This is a genomic window from Mesorhizobium sp. M2A.F.Ca.ET.046.03.2.1 (assembly GCF_003952425.1).
Taxonomy (GTDB): Bacteria; Pseudomonadota; Alphaproteobacteria; order Rhizobiales; family Rhizobiaceae; genus Mesorhizobium.
This window is the reverse complement of sequence record NZ_CP034449.1, coordinates 232907-253505: the sequence shown is the minus strand read 5'-3', so window position 1 is coordinate 253505 and position 20599 is coordinate 232907. Positions and strand designations below refer to the sequence as shown.

Genomic DNA, 20599 nt, shown 5'->3' with positions numbered 1-20599 from the left:
GCTCAAGCCCCGCGCGGCGCAAGCAGGATGACGGAGGCGCCGACGATGCAGATCGCCGCGCCGCCCAGGTCCCAGCGGTCGGGACGCAAGCCTTCGACCAGCCACAGCCAGCCAAGCGAAGCCGCAACGTAGATGCCGCCATAGGCGGCATAGGCGCGGCCGGCCGCATCTGTCTCGACCAGCGAAAGCAGGAAGGCGAACAGCGCGAGCGAGACGAGGCCGGGGAGAAGCCAGAGCGGCGACTTCTCCAGCCGCCACCACGCCCAGAACGAGAAGCAGCCGGCGATCTCGGCAAGCGCTGCGGCGATACAGATGAGATAGGTCATGAAAAAGGTCTCGCGAACGAGACCTTTTTCATAGCGTCACCGCGCAATGGCAAGCGGCAATGCGTGCCTACTCCACCGCCTTGCGCCTGCGCGTCGGCTTGGCCGGCCGGGCGGCAGGCGCTTCCGGCTCCGGATGGCCGTGGTCGCGCAACTCCAACGCCTTCTCGCACTTGGCGATATAGTCGCGGGTCACCGGCAGGGTGTCGTTCTTCTTGGCGAGCTGGAACTGGAAGATCACCAGGTCCTGCCAGCGGAAGGCGGCCTCCGAGGCGGCGAGATAGAACTCCCACATCCGACAGAAGCGCTCGTCATAGATCGCCTTCGCCTTGTCGCGGTTGGCGGCGAAGCGGGCGCCCCAATGCTTCAGCGTGTCGGCATAGTGCAGCCGCAGGATTTCTATGTCCGTCACCACCAGGCCCGACTTCTCGATCGCCGGCATCACCTCCGACATCGCCGGGATGTAACCGCCCGGGAAAATGTATTTGCGGACGAAGGCGCTGGTCGCCCACGGCACGCCGGAACGGCCGATCGTGTGGAGCAGCATCACGCCGTCTGGCTTGAGCAGCGTCGCGGTCTTGTCGAAGAAGGTTCGGTAATGGTTGACGCCGACATGCTCGAACATGCCGACCGAGACGATGCGGTCGAAGCGCTCGTTGATGTGCCGATAGTCCTTGAGCTCGAAATGCACGCGGTCCTGCAGGCCTTGCGCATGCGCGCGGTCGGTGGCGACGCCATGCTGCTCGGTGGACAGCGTGACGCCCTGCACGTCGACGTCGAAGATCTTGGCGAGATAGAGGCCGAGCCCGCCCCAGCCGGAGCCGATGTCGAGCACCGTCTGGCCAGCCTTGAGCCGCAGCTTGGCGGCGATGTGGCGCTTCTTGGCAAGCTGCGCCTCGTCCAGCGTCATGTCTGGCTGCTCGAAATAGGCGCAGGAATACTGCATGTCCTCGTCGAGGAAGAGCTTGTAGAGCTCGCCCGACAGGTCGTAGTGGCGCTGCACATTGCGGCGCGAGCGCGCGGCGGTGTTGATCTGCTGCAGCCGGCGGAAGGCATGGCGCAGACCCTCGATCGCCTTCGACCAGGACACGTCGATGCCGCTCGATCCCATGTTCTGGAACGCGATGCGCATCAGCCCGAGAATGCCACCCTCCAGCACGTCCAATTCGCCGTCCATATAGGCCTCGGGCACCGCCAGCATCGGATCGAAGGTGATGGCGCGCTCGGCATGCGACGTCTTGATGTGGATATGCACCGGCTCGCCGCTGCCGTCGCCGAACTTGTGCGTCGTGCCTTTCGGCCCAGTCACCTTGAGGTCGCCGACCCGCACCAGGCGTTCGAGAACGTGTTTCAACAGGATGTTCATGACCAAATGTCCCCTCAGTCGGATCACCCGGTAATCAGACTGGAATGCCTAAGCGAAGATGCCACAGCGCATCGCCCGCGTCCAATCGACGCGCTACGCTGTAATGTGCACAAGATATGGGGTGTCGAAAAGTTCCTTTTGGCACAAAAAAGCCCGGGTCTGAGACCCGGGCGTTGGTCCAGAAATCCTGGACGTCTGCGAGCCGAAGCGATGCTTCGGAAATGCAGTGATCAGGCGTTCTCTTCGCCGCCTTCGAATTCGGCGTTCGGGTCGAAGAAATTCTCCGGCCGGGCGTTGTCGTTGATGTCCTCGCCATAGATGGCTTCGGCGGTGGTCAGCGTCTCGCCCTTGGCCTGGCGCTCCGCCTCGTCGGCCGAACGGGCGACGTTGAGCGTCACGGTGACCTCGACTTCCGGATGCAGCGCGATCGCCACGTTGGAGAGGCCGATGGTCTTGATCGGCTGGTTGAGCTCGATCTGGTTGCGGTTGACGGTGAAGCCTTCCGCGGTGAGCAGATCGGCGATATCGCGGGTCGACACCGAGCCGTAGAGCTGGCCGGTCTCGCCGGCCGAGCGCACGACGATGAAGCTCTTGCCGTCGAGCGTCTCGGCGATCTTGGAGGCCTCGGACTTGCGCTCCAGGTTGCGGGCTTCGAGCTGGGCGCGCTGGCCCTCGAACTTCTTCTTGTTGGCTTCGTTGGCGCGCAGCGCCTTGCCCCGCGGGAGCAGGAAATTGCGGGCGAACCCGTCCTTGACCTTCACGGTCTCGCCCATCTGGCCGAGGCGGGAAATGCGCTCGAGGAGAATGACTTCCATGGTTTCGTTCCTTCGTCTGGGCGTCGATCAACGATCGACGTTGAATGAATAGGAACAGGTCAGGAAGCTTGGTGCGACCTCGCCGCTTTTGTCGCTGTCCTGCCTGTCTGGGCAGTTAGAGGCAATCGCCCCAACTCGGGATTTGAGGGTCAACCCGACGCGCCCGCCGCGCCGGTGAAAAGACCGGGCGGCAAAGCCGCCCGGTCGAACATATCAGCGAACCACGTAGGGCAGCAGGCCGAGGAAGCGGGCGCGCTTGATCGCCTTGGCGAGTTCGCGCTGCTTCTTCTGGCTGACGGCGGTGATGCGCGACGGCACGATCTTGCCGCGCTCGGAAATGTAGCGCTGCAGGAGACGCACGTCCTTGTAGTCGATCTTGGGCGCATTGGCGCCGGAGAACGGGCAGGTCTTGCGGCGGCGATGGAACGGGCGCCGGGTCGGGATCTGGTTGATGTCGACCATTATTCTGCACCCCCTTCAGAGCTTTCGCGCGGACGGCGCGGACCACGGTCGCCGCCGTCACGGTCGCCGAACGAACGCGGACCACGGTCGCCGCGGTCGCGGTCGCCGAAGGAACGCGGGCCACGATCGCCACGGTCGCGGTCGCCGAAGCCGCCGCGCTCGGAGCGCTCTTCGCGCTTCTGCATCATCGCCGAAGCGCCTTCCTCATGCGCCTCGACCTTGACGGTGAGGAAGCGAAGGACGTCTTCCGACAGGCCCATCTGGCGCTCCATCTCGTTGAGCGCGGGCGGCGGGCAAGTGATGTCCATCAGCGTGTAGTAAGCCTTCCGGTTCTTCTTGACCCGGTAAGTGAGGGACTTCAGTCCCCAGTTCTCGATCCGGCCGACCGAGCCGCCATTCGCGGTGATGACGCCCTTGTACTGTTCGACAAGCGCGTCAACCTGCTGCTGCGACAGGTCCTGCCGGGCAAGAAACACATGTTCGTAAAGAGCCATTATGTCTTTCTGCCTTTCTTCGTTTCTCTGTCCGGCCCTCGCGGCTAAGCCTCTGCAACTTGTCTGACCCGACGAAACGGGGAAGAAAGGAGCATCGCGAGACGGTCGAGAGCGGAGACACGGGAGGCTAAAAGCACTTCTGGCTTCGTGTCGCGGCTTCGAAAAGCCACGGCCCTCCGTTCAGCCCCCAGCAAGGACCGGCAGATTGGGCGCGTCTATATAGCAATTTCGCGGGAAGGCAAGGGCGGGAACGGGCCAGCATGACCGCAGAGTGTCGCAGGCTTCAGAAAAACGCCAGCGCAGCCAATACCCGATCTTGCGGTAATCGGGCTTTAACCACCCCAAAAGGTTGTATCCGGTACATGCCTTCATCGGCCCCAAGCCTGCGCCGGTTGGGCGGCAGCACGCATTCCGGAAGCACGGTCATCCCGTGCATCGCGAAGCCGCTCGAAGGCGGTGCTTTGGCTTTGGTCAGAATTTCCCGCTGATGTCGAACACGACGGCATCGCCCTTCATTCGGTTCTTGACCTCCAACTCGTGCGCCCACCGCAAAGTAAGATTCACCTCAGTCTTTCCGAACTCCGCCTTGTAAGACACCAGAGGTCCGATGGCGATCGAGCGGCCTTTGAAGCCGTCGTGAGCGTCGGCGAAGGTGCTGTCGTCATCCTGGAACTGGTACAAGAACCCGGCGATAGCCCCAACCGAGAAATTCTTGGTGATATTTTTTGTCAGCGCGAGGTCGAGATGCGCCATCGCGCCGCTGTAATAGTCTGTGTCTTCATTTCTGGTGTTGATGTCGACGCCGAACTTCGCGGAAAAATCCAATCCCTGTTCGGGGAACAGGCGGGTGAAGCCTACAGCCGGTGTGAACGTCCAGTAGTTTAGCCCGAGGAACACCAGACGCCCTTTGTCCCACAGGCCCGTCGGTGCGGTGACGGTCAACGAGGTCGAGACGAAAGTGTTCATGGCGTCGTTGTGCCAGCCGAACACGAGCGGCGCGACCGCAATGTCGCCGAGGCCGGCCAAGTGATCGTCGGCCTCGATCGGACCTAGAGACGCCTCCGCCTGGGACCAGGCGATAGGAACGGCTCCCTGGACCGCATAGGTCCAGTTTCCGGGAAGATGCAGTTCGGGTACATAGACGCCGGCAAGAGCGGTGATCCACATATCCGCTTTGAGACCGAGAGCCACGGTGTCGTTGCCGAACGGAATCTCGCCACTCGCCTTGCCATGGTAGTAGGCGTTCGAGATCGCCCAGTAGCCGACGCCGGAAGTCGGAGGAACGATGCCCATGCCGGGGCCGGCGGTGATGCCGGGTATGTAGCGGCCGGCCGCGGCCTCCGTCGCGTTGCCGGCGCTGCTGAAGCATGTCGCGGCGGCTCCGAGGCATCCTGCCATCAGGCGCATGATTGTCGCGGATCTCATATGCGTCCCCTTCATTTTTCCGGAAACAGGAATGTCAGCGTGGTTCGTATGCCCCATTGCGGTGCCCCCTGCGGCGCTTCGGCGTAGTATTTGGCGCCGACCTGAATGCTCATCGCCTGATCCCCGAGCTTGAACACCTGCGAAATGCCGAGATTGATCGGCACCGTCCATTGGTCGCTTTTCCAGTCATAGCTGGCCTCGGTGTTCAACGAGAGGGTGCGGCCGTGGCCGAGGCCATAGGATACGAAGGGTTGCACAAATGTCTGGCTGATATCGGCACGGTCATGATCACCTGCCACCGACCAGATGTGATTGCCGAGCACGCCGATCGTCCATGGTCCCGTCTGCTTGGCCAGAACGCCGGTTGGGCCGAGGCCGAACTTGCCGGTTCCCAGGAAATCATCGGTGGCGGTCGGCAACAGAAACACCGGGCCGATGCCCCAGATGATGCCGTTTGGATTGGGCGCCTTGGGCGACAGGAAAAGACTGGCATTGATGTCACCCAAGCCGAACACGTCGCCGCCCGGAGAATAGTCGCGATAGCCGATCGGGATGACCGTGCGCGAAAGGATCAGCCAGTCGTCGTTCAGCGAAATGGGAATGACCGGCTGGATATTGGCCGTATAGGCGAAGCCATGGCCGTTCGCGCCGGCACCGAAATCAAAATTGCTCTGGATCGGCACGCTGACCATGTTCGCGACAGGATTCGCGAGTTTCTTCGCCAGGTCGTCGGTGTCCTGGGAGACGGCCGGCGACACTGACAAAACTGCCATTGCCACGACGGTTGCACGTAAGCGCACGGCCTGCTCCTTCACTTCGCAGGCTCGGCCTCAGGGAACTTCCATTTGCCGTCGAGGATTTCGGCCCGCGGGCGATAGAGCCGCACCATGTAGTTCCAGCCCTCCATGATCGGCAGGCAGTTGGGGATCTTGCCATCGCAGCCGCCGAACCGGATCGCGACTGACCCGTCCTGATAGGCCTTGGCAGTGATGTCGTTCAGCGTGTAGGCGTTGATGGCGTTCTTTTGATAGTAGCCCTTCGCGTCGTAAAGGCTGATCGACCAGAACCCGTCGACGGGAACATCCTTGACCTTCAAAGTGTAGTTGGTTTTTCCATCGTTCTTTTTCGGCACCACATTGAGATAAATCGCATCCTTCGGGGCGTTGGCGCCCCATGCTGAAGCAGCGCCGATCAGATATTGGACAGGGTCCACCTCTTCTTTCGTGCCGAAGGCGCGGCGGGTATCGGTGACGGTGCTCGCAAGAACGAGCAAGGCTTCGCGAACTTTCTTCTGGCTTTCCTTGTCCCAGTTCGGAATCTCGAACTTGCCCGGCCCGCCTGGCTGCGAGACCTCGATCGCATCCTGCAGAGCATGGACGCGAACCAGGTCCTTTGGATCATTGGGGTCGACCAAGGTGCGAACGCCCGCCAGGACGTAACGGGTACCAACTTTCGCCTTGTCCAGTGTGTGCGGTCCGGCGCCATACTCGGTGGTCGTGTACTGATCCTCGCTGATGATCTGCAGCGACATGAAACGCTTCCCGGCATCGGGAAGCGTTATGGTCACCGGCCCTGCGTCGAGATCGAAGACGCGCGTGGAATACAAAGTGTCCCGGTTGCCGCGGATTACGGTCTGATGGTCGATGGGCAGAAGGTCCCGCACGTGATGCCAGCCACCAAATCCGCCACCCTTCACGGAATTGGAGAAATAGAGGTCCGTCTCGGCGCGAACGAAGTTATCGACTGTCACCGGCACAGTGCTCTCGGCGAATGCGACTCCTCCCATTGTGGACAGCGCGAACGCTGCGGCTATGATTGCTTTCATGGCGCTCTCCTCCACGCTCACCGGGCGGCTATCTTCTCGATGTCCGGCAATTGCCACGTCTTGTCGAATAGTGGCTTCTTCGGGCCATAAAACCGGAAGATGATCTCCCATCCGGCGCCGGATCGCGTCGGGGTCCAGTTCGATTCCTTTCCGGAGGGGGGCTTCGGCCCGAAGTACAGATCTACCGAACCGTCGGCATTGGCTTGAAGCCCGGGGGTGTTCGAACCTCGGCTGGCCCATTTCTGATCGCGTATCAGGCCGTGGGTGCCCCGATCGTAAACGGTGCCCGACCAATAGAGCGAGACCGGGGCATTGGCCGGCACAGTCAGACGGTAAGTCTTTCCGCCGTCCAGGGCTTTTCCATTCTTGTCTCGGATCGTCACGAGATAGAATTGGCCGGAGCCGAGGTGTTTGATGCTGGAGAAGGCGAACGAGAAAAAGGTGCCGCGATTGTCCACGGGGTAGACGCCAGGCTTGCTGAACAGATCCGACAAGCCTTCGCTGAGGTCGTGTGGAACAGGGAGAGCCCACTGGCTTCCCTCGTAGAACGACGGGGTGAAAAGAGCCTCGTAGCGTTGCTCCATCAAAGTCCGAGCCTCCGAGGCCGCTTGCCCGAGTACCTTCTTTGTTTCAGGACCGGGCTTGAAGGGCTTACCCTGCTCGATGCCGACAGACCTCAGATGGTCGATCATGGCTTTGTCGCGGTCGAGCCATGGTTCACGCTGGACGAAACGGTCGAGGGACTCGAAGAAGCGCACGTCGTAGGGGATCGTGCTGTCGTAGATCGTTTCAACCGCATCGACGAAGGTCGTCTGCGGCGGGCTGGCCGCCTGCGAGAGCGGATGCAGCTTGATCTGCTTGGCGTAGGCGACCGCCTTGGCGACATCCACTTCGCTGCCGCTGCCCACATTGGAACGCAGGAGCGCGTAGGCCATGTTCGTATCGGACCGCAGCGGAATGTAGCCCTCGGGGATCTGCTCACTATAGCCGGGAGGCAGGACGAGGTACTTGCCGCCCTTGCCCTTGTCCACGCCGGCCGGACCGACATCGTCGAGTGCCGCCTGCCAGGCATCCATGATGGTTCCTGTGATCTCGCCGCCCGTAGCCGACGGAATCTCGAGCACCATCGGACCCGCGTCTTTGGTATTGACGAAAGGCATCAGGTAGATCGTGCTGGGGTTGGGCGTCAGCGTCTGGTTCTTCCAGTCGGGAATCCGGGACCAGAATACGATCTGGTTTTCCTTCGCACCGGCTTTAATCGCCGCCTGCAGCATCAAATCGAAGTTGACCGCCGGCATGCCCCAGACAATCGCTTCCACAGCGCGACTGTGGGCGAGCCGTTCGTTCAGGTGACCTGGCGTATAGTCATGCGATACCGCGCCCGATTGAGTGAGGAGCAAAATCAGCGCTGCAAAACTGTATCTAAGCATTGTTCCCTCCCCGCGTCCTTTGGTAAGATTCTTGCGCTCACCAAACTTGTGTGTTGGCTCTTCAAGCCGTCACGATAGGGAACCAGAAGGAGAAGGTGTCGATCATTGAGGCGAACTCGGCCAGGGCTTCGCGCCTGCCTTCGACCTTCAATTCGTCCGGGAACCCCGCCTTCTCACTGGACTGGATCTTGTCCCAGTCCGCTTTGGTCAGCGAGACCTTCGCGTCGGCCTTTGGATCGACCTTCCTCGAATGGTTCAGGACGCCATTCTCGATTGTCAGCGTGTAGGCTTCCTTGAGGTCGGTGAAGTCAATAGTGACGGCAAGCTTCTTGCCGGCCGCCTTGTCGCTGTCCAGCCGAACAGCCAGATAATCGAAGGACATTTCGGGGGGCATGGCCTTGATCGTGTCCGGCCCGGCGGTCTCGATCGAGCCGGCATTTGGCACGCCGTGGCGCAGCTCCAAGGCACCTTGCAGGTAGACGGAACGCCAGGGGCCGGACTCGGCCTGGTAGCCCATCTGCTCGTAAGCGTCCGCCAGCAACTCCTTGGCAGCAGCGTTGCCGGCATCGGCGAAGATGACGTGCTTCAGAGCTTCCGCTACCCAACGGTACTCGCCGTTGTCAAAGTCGGCCTTGGCCTTCGTCAAGATCGCGGCCGGTCCGCCCATATAGTCAACATATTTCTTGGCGGCCTCCTCAGGCGGAAGCTGGTCGAGAGTGGTGGGATTGCCGTCGTAGAAGCCCATGTAAAACTGGTAGACCGCGCGGGAATTATGCTTGAGGGATCCGTAGTACCCGCGATTGTACCAAGCCTTGTCCAGCTCAGGCGGCAACTTGATCATGTTGGAGATTTCGACGCCGGTATAGCCCTTATTCATCAGGTTGACCGAGCGGTCGTGAATGAACTTATAGAGGTCGCGCTGCTTCTTCCAATAATCGACGATTTTTTCGCTGTCCCACATAGGCCAGTGGTGCGCCTGGAACTTTACGTCGGTGCCATCGCCGTACAGTTCAATCGTCTCATTGATGTACTTCGCCCATTCTAGCGCGTTGCGCACCTGAGCGCCGCGCAAGGTGAGGATGTTGTGCATGGTGTTTGTAGTGTTCTCGGCCATCCACATGGCTCGGAACTGCGGGAAATAGGTGTTCATCTCTGCCGGCGCTTCGGTTCCGGGCGTCAGTTGGAAAACCATGTTCACGCCGTCGATGGTGACTTCCTCGCCGCTTTGCTTGATCTCACGGGTCGGGAGGATAAGCCCCGAATTGCCATGACCGACCGTCTGGCCCAACCCGGCATTGACGCCGCCCTGTGGGCTGCGCGGCAGTAGCGGGCCGTACATATAGATTCCACGCCGGCCCATGGCGTTGCCGGCGATCACGAACTCGCTGATGGCATGCTCGGTGAAGGTTTGGGGAGCCAGGATCTGCACCTTGCCGGACTCAACATCGGCTTCGTCCACCAGCCCTCTCACGCCGCCATAGTGGTCGCCGTGGCTGTGGCTGTAGACCACCGCGAGCACGGGGCGCTGGCCGAGATGCCGGCTGACCAGCTCGTAAGCGGCCTTGCCTGTTTCCAGATTGCTGCCGGTGTCGAGTACGATCCAGCCCGTGTCCCCCTGGACGAAGGTGACGTTGGCGAGATCGAAACCCCGGACCTGGACGATGCGGTCATGGACGCGGAACAAGCCGTATTGCATGCAGAGCTGCGCGTTGCGCCAAAGGCTTGGATTCACGGTGTCGGGAGCCGGCTTGTCGATGTCGATGAATTTCTTATAGGTCTCCAGATCCCAGACGATCCCGCCATTCGCGTCTTTGATCATGAGCCTATCTGGCTTGGAGATGAGACCGCGCGTGGCGTTCTCGAAATCCGCGCGATCTTCGAAGTTCAGATACTTTTTGAGCGCCTCATTGGCGGCCTTGGTCGCCTGTGTCGCCGGCTTCGCTGCCGTACCCGTCGAAGCGGCCAGTGCCTCTGAGCCGCTCTGCGCCATTGAACTGAATCCCATGAGGGCGAGCGCCGACCCTCCCACAAACATGTCGCGGCGGTTGAGTTCGAACTTGCTCATGAAAGGGTCCCTTCTTGTCAGTCAAACGGCCTCGCCGCCTATTAGCTTCCCGTCAGCCGGCAACATTCGACTTCGGCGCCAGTGACCTCGGGGTTTCGGTGCTGGGCGATAGCCGCTTCGCATCCGCACTACCTGATGTTCGCGTAGAATTTTGAAACTGCGCTCCTCGTTCGCGCCAGCGTCCCGCCGAAGCCGGTGCTCGGTTACAGATTTGGCATAGGCAAAGGATGCGCGAAGTACGTTACGGTAAATGCTCTCGGACATTTCAAGCCATGCAGAAACTCGCGGGGCACGCAAAAGTAGTTGTCTCCGGCGCAATTCCTGCTCTTCCCGGTTTTGTAACCGTAACGAACTGGCTGTCTCGAAGCCTGCCAGCAACAATGCTTGGTGGCGGTGCAGGTGTCAGGTTGCAATAGATGATGGAAAGCGCGGTCTATAACAGGCGCGGCCTGATAAAGCTGATGTTGCGGCTGCCGGCGTTGCGGGGTCAGCTTCAAATCCTCACGGCATCCGATGCCGAGCTCTTGAATCTTTGCGGCGCGTACGAAGAGGCAAGCGCCACACTGGAAAAACTGCGCGCCCGTCCAACCGAATTTTTGCAACCTCAGATAGATGAATACCAGACCCTGTGCGAGGAAATCGAGAACGAAATCCTGTCGATATGTTACCAGCGCTCGCGCGCACAGAAATCCTGACCACAAATGGGAGGCCTCCATTAACCTATGCTGTCAGTCCTCTATGAATCCGCCCGGTTACATGCCATTATGCTGTCGGGACGCAGTAGTGGGGAAAATCTGGCAATAGAGGGCTCCCCATGGCAGGAGAAGAGGGTTCCTGCATCCTGTCGGCAGGCTCTGGAGTATCGGAAGATGAGGCGCGGCAGGAGCTGAGAAAGCTTCTTGCGGACGCGGATTTTCATTGCACGGAGCGCAATCGCAACTTCTTGTCCTTTGTGGCGGAAGAGACGTTCGCCGGGCGAGGAGCGTCGATCAAGGCCTACACGATTGCCGTGGAGGTGTTTGGCCGCCCCTCCAGCTTCGACCCGACGATGGACCCGATTGTGCGCATCGAGGCGACCAGATTGCGCGCCGCGCTGGTCCGCTACTATGAACACAAGCCGGCCGATGCTATTCGAGTGGAACTGCCCAAGGGCCGTTACATTCCGGTTTTCTTCCGCGAACGAAGAAACCTTGGAACGGATGAACCGGAAGACGAGGCGCCGCCGAACGCGAACCAGCCTGTGCCGGCGCGCGAGAGCAGCAGACTGCATCCGACATGGCGCGCGCGGTGGATGTTCAGCGCGCTCGGTCTTCTTGGCGGGGTGTCGCTCGGCCTGGGAGTGTTGTATTTCGCAAAGCCTGCTTTGCCGCCGCCGGTTTCGCAGCGTCCGGCAGTCGCGGTGGAGTTTTCTGGCGACCGCGACGATAGTTTGCACGTCCGCGAGGCGGTTTTGGTCGCATTGTCGCGTTTCCAGACGCTGAGACTTCTAGCCGACGATTACACCCAGGCGACACAGACCGCCGCGGTGACCCCCGAATACCGAATTTTGCTCCGGCTGCGAGGAAAGGACGCCGGCCGGTCGATCTGGTGGCAGGTGATCGATGCGCAGAAGGGCGAAGCGGTCGATACCGGAGAAACCGAGGCGCCTGCAAATTCGCTCTCGGACGATGCCTCGGCCGAGGAACTGGCTCGACGGCTTTCGCTTCGTCTTGCCGGCGGGAACGGGGTCATTAACAGCCGCGTGCTCGCGAAGGAGATGGAGGAGCCCACGCTGGGAAACGGCTGCGTGTTGCGCGCGTTTCAGGCGATGCGAACAAGCGAAGGCACCGGGCTGGCGGATGCGAGATCCTGCCTTGAACAAACCATTTCAATCCAACCGGCCTATGCCGACGCGAAGGGCGTTCTGGCGCTCCTGCTCGTCCGATCGGAGAATTACGATCAGCCGACACCTGCATTGGACAAGGCGCTCCAGATGGTTCGAGAAGCGGCAGCAGCAGCTCCCGATTCCGCCAACGTGGCTTACGCCCGCATGACGCTGGAATTTCTTTATGGCAGGGCAGATCTCGCCATCGCGGCCGGGCGGCAGGCGTTGGAGATCAATCCTTACCAGGGAGGCATCACGGCTCGGCTGGCGGAGATTCTCTATTTCACCGGCGCTCGCGATGAGGCGCTTGCGCTGGCTCGACGCGCCAGCACAGCGGACGGCACGGTGTACAGGGACGCTGAGCTCACCTTCGCATTGGATTGCTATTTGCGTGGGGACTTTGCAGCCGCGCTGAAGCATCTTGAACGGGCGGGTCGCGAGACGACCTATGGACCGGCGATGCTGAAGGTCGCTGCGCTTGGACAGGTCGGGCCGGCGGACGAACGCAAGCTCGCCGTTGCAGCCCTGCTCGCCAAATGGCCCGAGTTCGAAAAGACGTTCTACCCGATGATGGCTCGGCTCGAGACAGATCCCGCATTGGTCCAGGCATTGGCCATCGGCCTGCGCCAAGCCGGTCTCGACATCGAACAAAGCGCGTCGCACTGAAACGGTTCAGGCTGCAGCGACTTCGCTTCGTAACCGTAACGTACTCCACGGCAAGAATTGTGGCTCCAATACTTTAGCGTGCGGAGGCGGCTTTCATAAGTCAGCTCGTGCCGATCCTTCCTGCTTTCCGAAAAGATGATCAGGAGAACGCAATGAAGATCAGAACAGCAATTGTGACGTTGCTGGCGATGGCCAGCATAGACAGCTCGTTCGCAAACCCGGTCAGTCCCGACATTCGCTCCTGGCAGGCCGCCGACCAAGAACTTGTCAGGCTTCGTAGAATCGCTCCGGTCGGTCGCACAGTCATTGTCAGGCGGCCTGTGGTCAGACGGCCTGTCGTGGTGGTGCGGCCCGTGCGCAGGTGGGTTCGGCGCCCCTATTTTGGCGCTGTAATCGCGGGCGTAACATTAGGGGCGATTGTCACAGTCGCTGTGGCGGCGGTGGCGCCGCGGGCTCCTTCTCCTGATCTGTGCTGGTACTGGTCGAACAACGCCAGGACTAGAGGTTATTGGGACTATTGCGTGCCTCGTTGACGAAGCGAGCCAATCCTTCGCCAAGCGTATGGCTCTTCCACGATTGGTCTCGACCCGCCAGGAGCGGGCTTGATTCGATCTGAGGATCAAGACTTCCCACAAATACGCCAGAGCGCGGACGCCCGCCTCAGCTCGTATGCGCGACGAGCTTGTTCACCGTCTCGGGGAAGAAGTCGGGCGCCGAGTGGCGCTTGCCGAACATCATGTCGTATTGGATGAGCCGGAAATCGTTGATCTTCGGATCGATCTGCTTCTGCCGCGCCCAGTCCGGCGTCGCTTCGCCCGCGGGCGATAGCAGCAGGTTGCGGTCGACCACCCGGTAATGTTCGCGTAGCGCGCCGAGGAAGCCGGTGTAATAAGGATGCGTGATGCCGGCCGTGGTCAGGATGTGGTAGGGCAGGAAGGCCGGGCTCACCGCGCCCACGTTCTGCACCGGACCGGAGCGGTTCGACCAGATCACCAATGGCGTGTCGTGGTGCTCGAGCGCGGCGTCGCTAGGCTCCTTGCGAGGCGCGACATTGTCCTTGAGGAAGCCGGTTTCGACATAGACGGGTCCGAGCGGCGGCAGGTGGTCGCCGAAGAAGGCGATGATGGTCGGCCGCTGGCGCTTCTTCGCCCAGTCGATCAGCCGCTGCAGGCCATGATCCGCGTCGGCCGAGCCCTCGACGTAGGAAAGCAGCGATTCCCGCGCCCAGGAACTGATCGGCGCATCGACCGAATGCGTCGGATTGTAATAGCGGTAGGGTTCGTAAGGGCCATGGTTCTGCAGGCTGACGGCGAACAGGAACACCGGATCGTCGCTGGCGTCGGCCTCGCGGATGATCTCATCGGTCATGGCCGCGTCGGACGCCAGCGGCCCGCGCTTTTCCATCGGCGGCAGCGTCTCTTCGGAGCGGAAGTCGTTGAAGCCGAAATCGGCATAGACGGCGCCCCGGTTCCAGAACCAGTTGGTGCCGGGATGGATGGCGCGCGCCCGGTAGCCCTCGCTCTTCAGGAAGGTCGCCAGCGAGGGCGTCGGCGTGCGCACATATTGCTGGTAGGGGATCGAGCCGGCCGGCAGGAAGGCGTTGGAGAAGCCGGTCAGCGCCTCGAACTCGATATTGGCGGTCATGCCGCCGAACTCGGGCGAGAACATCGAGCCGGAGCGCAAGGCGCGCACGGTCGGGATCGGATCGGGCTTGATGCTGACGCCGGGCAGTCGCGTCGGATCCCAGAAGGATTCGCTCATCACCACCACGATATCCGGCTTCTCCTCCGGCACCGAAGCGGCGACGTCGGAGCGCTGGATCGCGTCCATCGCCTTTTGCGAATAGCCGGGCGGCGCCGAGACATGCGCCATCGGCACATTCATCGCGAAGGCCAGCGCAAAACCGTTCGAGGCGTAGTTTTCCTTCTGGTCCCACATGATCGGGATGATCTGCAGCCGGTCGCGCGTCCACGAGAAGGTGGCGTAATCCATGATCGATACGAAGAAGGCGAGCAGCGGCACGGCAAGCGCCAGCCGCGCCAGACGACCCTTGCGGCTGAGGATCGGCACCCGCCGACGCCAGATCCGCCAGCCATAGACCAGCAGCGCCAGCCCGCCGACGATTGCCGCGGCCAGCATGATGGCCGTCCATGGCCGCTCGCGCACCAGAAGCGGCATCAGCGCCATGATCTGGCGGGCATAGAGGAAATCCGTCGGATAGAGCGGATCGCCGAGATAGTGCGATTTCTGGTGACCGACAAAGGCGAGCGCCAGCGTCAGCGGCGCCACGATCATCAGGCTCTGGTGGCTGCGGCCAATCACGGCGTCCAGCCCGACCAGCACCAGCGCGAAGACGATGATGGTGGTCCAGCCCGGCTTGAAGGGCTGCAGGAAGAAATCGACCGTGCCGAAGAAATCGCCGCGCACGATCCATTCGATCGCGAACACGAGAAGAGCGGAGACGAGAAGCGTCGCCAGGCCGTAGCGTACGGTCGGCCAAGGTCGCCCCGGCAGGTAGCCGGTGGACGGATCGTCTTCCAAAAATTGCGGCACGGGCTTGGCCGCGCCTTTCCTGATCCTTGCCACTCTACTTCCCCCGGCCACGCAACACGCCTTCCACGCACGTCACGGCTCTGTCATCAAAATGTCACGCAAAGCTAGCGCCTGTGGCGGAAATAAGAAGAGCCAGCAAAGTAAACGTGAGCGGTTTTCATCAGGTGTGATCGCCAAAAAGCCTTTTGGAACAGGGAGTCAGTCGGGTTTTCCGGCTGAAAGACGGGTTAAAGGGATGCCCGCGGGCTTGACTTGGCTGTGCGCCTTGCGCCAGAGGCAGGGAAAAATCAGGCTCTGGAGACACCAAAAATGGCCGTCGCATTCACCTTTCCGGGACAGGGCAGCCAGGCCGTCGGCATGGGCAAGGACCTCGCCGATCAATTCCCGGAAGCGCGCCGCGCCTTCGAGGAAGTGGACGCCGCGCTCGGCGAAAACCTGACGAAACTGATCTGGGAAGGCCCGGAAGAGACGCTGACGCTGACCGCCAACGCCCAGCCGGCGCTGATGGCGGTGTCGCTGGCGGCGATGCGGGCGCTCGAAGCGCGCGGCTTCTCGCTGAAGGACAAGGTGGCCTATGTGGCGGGCCATTCGCTGGGCGAATATTCCGCGCTTGCCGCGGCCGGCTTCGTTTCGGTCGGCGATGCTGCGAAGCTGCTGCGCACCCGTGGCAACGCCATGCAGGCGGCGGTACCCGCCGGCGAGGGCGGCATGGCGGCCATCATCGGGCTGGAGCAAGCCGATGTCGCAGCGGCCTGCGCGGAAGCGGCCAAAAGCTCCGTCTGCCAGGTTGCCAACGACAATGGCGGCGGCCAGCTAGTGATTTCAGGCGCCAAAGCGGCGGTCGAGCTGGCGGCGAAGCTGTGCACCGAAAAGGGCGCCAAGCGGGCGCTGATGCTGCAGGTTTCGGCCCCCTTCCACTCGGCGTTGATGGCGCCGGCGGCCGACATCATGCGCGAGGCGCTGGCGAGCGTGGAAAAGCAGGCGCCGGTGGTCCCGGTCGTCTCGAACGTGACGGTGACGCCGACCAGCGACCCGGACGAGATCGCCCGCCGGCTGGTCCACCAGGTGACCGGCCGCGTGCGCTGGCGCGAGACGGTGGAATGGTTCGGCGCCAATGGTGTCGCCACGCTTTACGAGGTCGGCGCCGGCAAGGTGCTGTCGGGCCTGGCGCGCCGCATCAACCGCGACATCGCCACCGGTGCCATCGGCACGGCGGCGGAGGTAGAGGCGGCGCTGGCGGCGCTCGCCTGACAGGCTGGCGATTTGACGGCACCTGTGCCAAGGGTGCCCCTCTGAGATCAGGAGAGAAAAATGTTCGAACTGACCGGCCGCAAGGCGCTCGTCACCGGCGCATCGGGAGGCATCGGCGAGGCGATCGCCAGGGTGCTGCACAGCCAGGGCGCCATCGTCGGCCTGCACGGCACGCGCGTGGAGAAGCTGGAAGCGTTGGCAGGCGAGCTTGGCGACCGCGTAAAGCTGTTTCCGGCGGATTTGACCGACCGCGACGCGGTGAAGGCGCTCGGCCAGAAGGCGGAGGCGGATCTCGAAGGCGTGGATATCCTGGTCAACAATGCCGGCATCACCAAGGACGGCCTGTTCATGCGCATGTCGGACGCCGACTGGGACAGCGTGATCGAGGTGAACCTTACCGCCGTGTTCCGGCTGACCCGCGAGTTGACCCATCCGATGATGCGCCGCCGCCATGGCCGCATCATCAACATCACCTCCGTGGTCGGCGTCACCGGCAATCCCGGCCAGACCAATTATTGCGCCTCCAAGGCCGGCATGATTGGCTTTTCCAAATCGCTGGCGCAGGAGATCGCCACCCGCAACATCACCGTCAACTGCGTCGCCCCGGGCTTCATCGAATCGGCCATGACCGACAAGCTCAACGACAAGCAGAAAGAGATGATCATGGCCGCCATCCCGACAAGGCGCATGGGCACCAGCGCCGAGGTCGCGTCCGCGGTTGCCTACCTCGCTTCCAATGAGGCGGCTTATGTCACCGGCCAGACCATTCACGTGAATGGCGGCATGGCAATGATCTGACCGGCCAAGCCCCGGACGCCTGTGAAAACAGCCATTTCGGCTTGGACGCCCGGCATTTTTCGTGTAATGCGGCCCGCAACCCGGCGGTTCGGGCAAAAACCGGTCCTGCGGCGTTGCGTTGCCCGCAAGACCATCTTTCAGCTTGATTAGCGGCATTCCGCCCGCTAACGAAGATCGACAAACATAAGACGAGGATTGCCCAAATGAGTGACACCGCAGAGCGCGTCAAGAAGATCGTCATCGAGCATCTCGGCGTCGATGCCGACAAGGTGACGGAGCAGGCGAGCTTCATCGACGACCTGGGCGCGGACAGCCTCGACACGGTCGAACTCGTCATGGCGTTCGAAGAAGAGTTCGGCGTCGAGATTCCGGACGATGCCGCCGAGACCATCCTCACCGTCGGCGACGCCGTGAAGTACATCGACAAGGCCTCGGCCTGAGTTCTTTCGCAGGCATAATCGGGGAGGACCTGCGATGAGGCGTGTCGTCGTCACGGGCCTTGGCCTGCTTTCGCCGTTTGGCATGGGCGTCGAGCATAGCTGGCGGGAATTGCTTTCCGGCCGCAGCGCCTGCCGCCGCGTCACCGAGTTCGAGGTGGACGATCTTGCCTGCAAGATCGCCCACATCATCCCGCGCGGCGACGGCTCGAATGGCACCTTCAATCCGGAGGCCGTGCTCGAGCCTAAGGAACTGCGCAAGATCGGCGACTTCATCCTTTACGGCATCGCGGCCGCCGACGAGGCGCTGGCCGATTCCGGCTGGAAGCCTGAGACGCATGTGGACCAGTGCGCCACCGGCGTGCTGATCGGCTCAGGCATAGGCGGCATCGACGGCATCGCCGAAAACGCGATGATCCTCAAGGATCGCGGCCCGCGCCGCATCAGCCCGTTCTTCATTCCCGGGCAGATCATCAATCTGGTCTCTGGCCAGGTCTCCATCCGTCACGGCCTGAAAGGCCCGAACCACGCGGTCGTCACCGCCTGCTCGACCGGCGCGCACGCCATCGGCGACGCGGCTCGGCTGATCATGTGGGGCGATGCCGACGTCATGGTGGCGGGCGGCGCCGAGGCGCCGGTCACCCGGCTGTCGATCGCGGGCTTCGCCGCCTGCCGCGCGCTCTCCACCGACCGCAACGATGCGCCTGAGACCGCTTCGCGTCCCTATGACCGCGACCGTGACGGCTTCGTCATGGGCGAGGGCGCCGGCGTCGTCGTGCTGGAAGAGCTCGAGCACGCAAAGGCGCGCGGCGCCAAGATCTATGCCGAAGTCACCGGCTACGGACTAACCGGCGACGCCTACCACATCACCGCTCCAGCCGAGGACGGCGACGGCGCCTTCCGCTGCATGACGGCGGCGCTGAACCGGGCAAAGCTTTCCCCGGCCGATGTCGACTACATCAATGCCCATGGCACTTCGACCATGGCCGACACGATCGAGCTTGGCGCGGTCGAGCGCCTGGTCGGCAATGCCGCCTCGAAGATCTCGATGTCGTCGACCAAGTCGTCGGTCGGCCATCTGCTGGGCGCCGCGGGCGCCGCGGAAGCGATCTTCTCGATCCTTGCCATCCGCGACAACATCGCTCCCGCTACCATCAATCTCGACAATCCGGAACGCGAGACGGCGATCGATCTCGTGCCGAACAAGCCGCGCCAGCGCCAGATCGACGTCGCGCTGTCGAATTCCTTCGGTTTCGGCGGCACCAACGCCTCGCTCGTGTTCCAGCGTTACAACGGCTGAGCAGCACCGGAGCGGCCCCGGGAGGAGTGCACGGTTCCACCCGGCATTGCTCCGAGACAGACAGCTAATCGGCAGTCCGCCAACTGCCGTCATTTTTGCCAAATTCGCCCCTAGCCTTGCGCCGGGGGATTCGTTGCAAGATCAGACGGCAGGGCGTCATGAACACTAATCCGAGCGACGGGGAATTCGGGCGGCAAGGCGCGAAGGGCCCGATCGTGCCGAAGACCGCGGCCGAGGCGTTGCGTCCGGAAGCCGGCACGCCGCCGCCGTCGAAGCGCTCGCGCGCCTCGCGCAGCCAGGTCGTGGTGTTCCTGAATTTCTTCCTGTCCATTGCGATCCTTATCGTGCTGGCCTCGGGGGCCGCGCTCTATTTCGGCATGCAGGCTTTCGTCGAGCCCGGCCCGTCCGCCAATGGCGACACCTTCATGATCAAGCCCAACACCGGCGTGCAGGAGATCGCCGATCAGCTGGAACGCCGCAGCCTGATCAACGATGCCCGCATCTTCCGGCTCGGCGTGCGCGCCACCGGCAATGAATCGGCGCTGAAGGCCGGTGAATACGCCATCAAGCCGCGCGCCTCGATGCGCGACATCATGGAGCTCTTCAAGAGCGGCAAGTCGGTGATGTACTCGCTCACCATTCCCGAAGGGCTGACGGTCGAGCAGGCATTGCAGCGCGTGGCCGATCAGGAGGCGCTCACCGGCGACATGCCGGCGACCTTGCCGCCCGAGGGCAGCATCGCCACCGACACGTTGCGCTTCACCCGCGGCGCCACCCGCCAGCAGATGGTCGACAAGCTCGTCGCCGATCAGAAGAAGCTGGTCGAGGACGTCTGGTCGCACCGCGCGCCCGACCTGCCGATCGCCAATATCGATGATTTCGTCACGCTGGCGTCGATCGTGGAAAAGGAAACGGGCCGGAGCGACGAACGCTCGCGCGTTGCCGCCGTCTTCCTCAACCGGCTGGCCAAGGGCATGCGGCTGCAATCCGACCCGACCATCATCTACGGCCTGTTCGGCGGCAAGGGCAAACCCGCCGACCGGCCGATCTATCAGTCCGACCTCGACAAGCAGACGCCCTACAACACCTATCTGGTCAAGGGCCTGCCGCCGACGCCGATCGCCAACCCGGGCCGCGCGGCGCTCGAAGCGGTCGCCAATCCATCGAAGACCAGCGATCTCTATTTCGTTGCCGACGGCAATGGCGGCCACGTCTTTGCCGCGACGCTGGAAGAGCACAACCAGAATGTCGCCCGCTATCGGACGCTGCAGAAGAAGCAGGCGGACGCCGCCGCCAAGGCTTCCGGCCAGACGACGGCCCCGGCCGCTCCCGATGGCGGCGACGCCGGCGACAATGGCGACAGCGGCGAAAACGGCGACGCGGGCGGCGACGCGGCTCAATAAGCATGCCGCACGCGTCCTTTGACGCGACGCCATATTCATGTTTTGAGGGGGCGCCGGCCGATCGTCCGGCGATTTTTAGAGCAATTCCAGGAAAAGTGTGAGCGGTTTTCCGTCCGGAATTG

At 62.3% G+C, this 20599-nt stretch carries 19 protein-coding genes; 7 read left to right on the top strand and 12 right to left on the bottom strand.

Features of this window, described 5'->3' with window-relative positions; translation table 11 throughout:
• Positions 1 to 2: 2 nt before the first annotated feature.
• From EJ072_RS01430 to EJ072_RS01385, 11 genes are all read right to left on the bottom strand, one after another.
• Complete coding sequence (locus EJ072_RS01430; RefSeq protein ID WP_126078258.1) at positions 3 to 326, bottom strand: YnfA family protein; 324 nt, start codon at positions 324 to 326, stop codon at positions 3 to 5.
• 67 nt (positions 327 to 393) lie between these two features.
• Entirely contained in the window at positions 394 to 1689 is a 1296-nt protein-coding gene (locus EJ072_RS01425; RefSeq protein WP_126078257.1) for a cyclopropane-fatty-acyl-phospholipid synthase family protein, read from the bottom strand.
• Positions 1690 to 1919: 230 nt separating this feature from the next.
• On the bottom strand, positions 1920 to 2504 hold the full coding sequence (gene rplI, locus EJ072_RS01420; RefSeq protein ID WP_126078256.1) for a 50S ribosomal protein L9: 585 nt from the start codon (positions 2502 to 2504) through the stop codon (positions 1920 to 1922).
• 213 nt (positions 2505 to 2717) lie between these two features.
• On the bottom strand, positions 2718 to 2966 hold the full coding sequence (gene rpsR / locus EJ072_RS01415) for a 30S ribosomal protein S18 (protein WP_006203718.1): 249 nt from the start codon (positions 2964 to 2966) through the stop codon (positions 2718 to 2720).
• Positions 2966 to 3460, bottom strand: a complete 495-nt coding sequence (gene rpsF, locus EJ072_RS01410) for a 30S ribosomal protein S6 (RefSeq protein WP_126078255.1) — start codon at positions 3458 to 3460, stop codon at positions 2966 to 2968. Before rpsF ends, rpsR begins: the two co-directional genes overlap by 1 nt.
• A gap of 283 nt (positions 3461 to 3743) precedes the next feature.
• Positions 3744 to 3887: a hypothetical protein gene (locus tag EJ072_RS35795; RefSeq protein WP_189343189.1), complete on the bottom strand. Its 144-nt coding sequence runs from the start codon at positions 3885 to 3887 to the stop codon at positions 3744 to 3746.
• 44 nt (positions 3888 to 3931) lie between these two features.
• Positions 3932 to 4867, bottom strand: a complete 936-nt coding sequence (locus EJ072_RS01405; protein ID WP_189343188.1) for a transporter — start codon at positions 4865 to 4867, stop codon at positions 3932 to 3934.
• A gap of 29 nt (positions 4868 to 4896) precedes the next feature.
• Complete coding sequence (locus EJ072_RS01400) at positions 4897 to 5700, bottom strand: transporter (RefSeq protein WP_245467153.1); 804 nt, start codon at positions 5698 to 5700, stop codon at positions 4897 to 4899.
• The gene (locus EJ072_RS01395) at positions 5697 to 6671 is read right to left on the bottom strand and encodes a DUF1254 domain-containing protein (RefSeq protein WP_126083456.1); all 975 of its coding nucleotides are present in this window, start codon (positions 6669 to 6671) and stop codon (positions 5697 to 5699) included. The genes EJ072_RS01400 and EJ072_RS01395 overlap by 4 nt, the downstream gene beginning before the upstream one ends.
• 56 nt (positions 6672 to 6727) lie before the next feature.
• Positions 6728 to 8140, bottom strand: coding sequence for a DUF1254 domain-containing protein (locus tag EJ072_RS01390; RefSeq protein WP_126078253.1), 1413 nt, complete (start codon positions 8138 to 8140; stop codon positions 6728 to 6730).
• Between the two features lie 61 nt (positions 8141 to 8201).
• The gene (locus tag EJ072_RS01385) at positions 8202 to 10205 is read right to left on the bottom strand and encodes an alkyl sulfatase dimerization domain-containing protein (protein ID WP_126078252.1); all 2004 of its coding nucleotides are present in this window, start codon (positions 10203 to 10205) and stop codon (positions 8202 to 8204) included.
• Between the two features lie 416 nt (positions 10206 to 10621).
• Here EJ072_RS01385 and EJ072_RS01380 point away from each other — a divergent pair, with 416 nt between their 5' ends.
• Together EJ072_RS01380 and EJ072_RS01375 are read left to right on the top strand one after the other, a co-directional pair.
• Positions 10622 to 10900 (top strand): hypothetical protein, encoded by a 279-nt coding sequence (locus EJ072_RS01380; protein ID WP_126078251.1) that lies wholly within the window; start codon positions 10622 to 10624, stop codon positions 10898 to 10900.
• 119 nt (positions 10901 to 11019) lie between these two features.
• Complete coding sequence (locus EJ072_RS01375; RefSeq protein WP_126078250.1) at positions 11020 to 12735, top strand: hypothetical protein; 1716 nt, start codon at positions 11020 to 11022, stop codon at positions 12733 to 12735.
• A gap of 660 nt (positions 12736 to 13395) precedes the next feature.
• On the opposite strand, the gene EJ072_RS01370 is transcribed toward EJ072_RS01375, so the two are convergent.
• Positions 13396 to 15321, bottom strand: coding sequence for an LTA synthase family protein (locus EJ072_RS01370; protein WP_126078249.1), 1926 nt, complete (start codon positions 15319 to 15321; stop codon positions 13396 to 13398).
• Positions 15322 to 15597: 276 nt separating this feature from the next.
• On the opposite strand from EJ072_RS01370, the gene fabD reads away from it, so the two are divergent.
• The 5 genes from fabD (at position 15598) to mltG (ending at position 20477) form a co-directional block, all read left to right on the top strand.
• The gene (fabD, locus tag EJ072_RS01365; protein ID WP_126078248.1) at positions 15598 to 16539 is read left to right on the top strand and encodes an ACP S-malonyltransferase; all 942 of its coding nucleotides are present in this window, start codon (positions 15598 to 15600) and stop codon (positions 16537 to 16539) included.
• A 60-nt stretch (positions 16540 to 16599) separates the two neighbouring features.
• A complete protein-coding gene (gene fabG, locus EJ072_RS01360; RefSeq protein ID WP_126078247.1) occupies positions 16600 to 17337 on the top strand; it encodes a 3-oxoacyl-[acyl-carrier-protein] reductase in 738 nt (245 codons plus the stop codon).
• 203 nt (positions 17338 to 17540) lie between these two features.
• Entirely contained in the window at positions 17541 to 17777 is a 237-nt protein-coding gene (locus EJ072_RS01355; protein ID WP_006203723.1) for an acyl carrier protein, read from the top strand.
• 34 nt (positions 17778 to 17811) lie between these two features.
• A complete protein-coding gene (gene fabF, locus EJ072_RS01350; protein WP_095816073.1) occupies positions 17812 to 19074 on the top strand; it encodes a beta-ketoacyl-ACP synthase II in 1263 nt (420 codons plus the stop codon).
• Between the two features lie 158 nt (positions 19075 to 19232).
• Complete coding sequence (gene mltG / locus EJ072_RS01345) at positions 19233 to 20477, top strand: endolytic transglycosylase MltG (RefSeq protein WP_126078246.1); 1245 nt, start codon at positions 19233 to 19235, stop codon at positions 20475 to 20477.
• Positions 20478 to 20599: the final 122 nt, after the last annotated feature.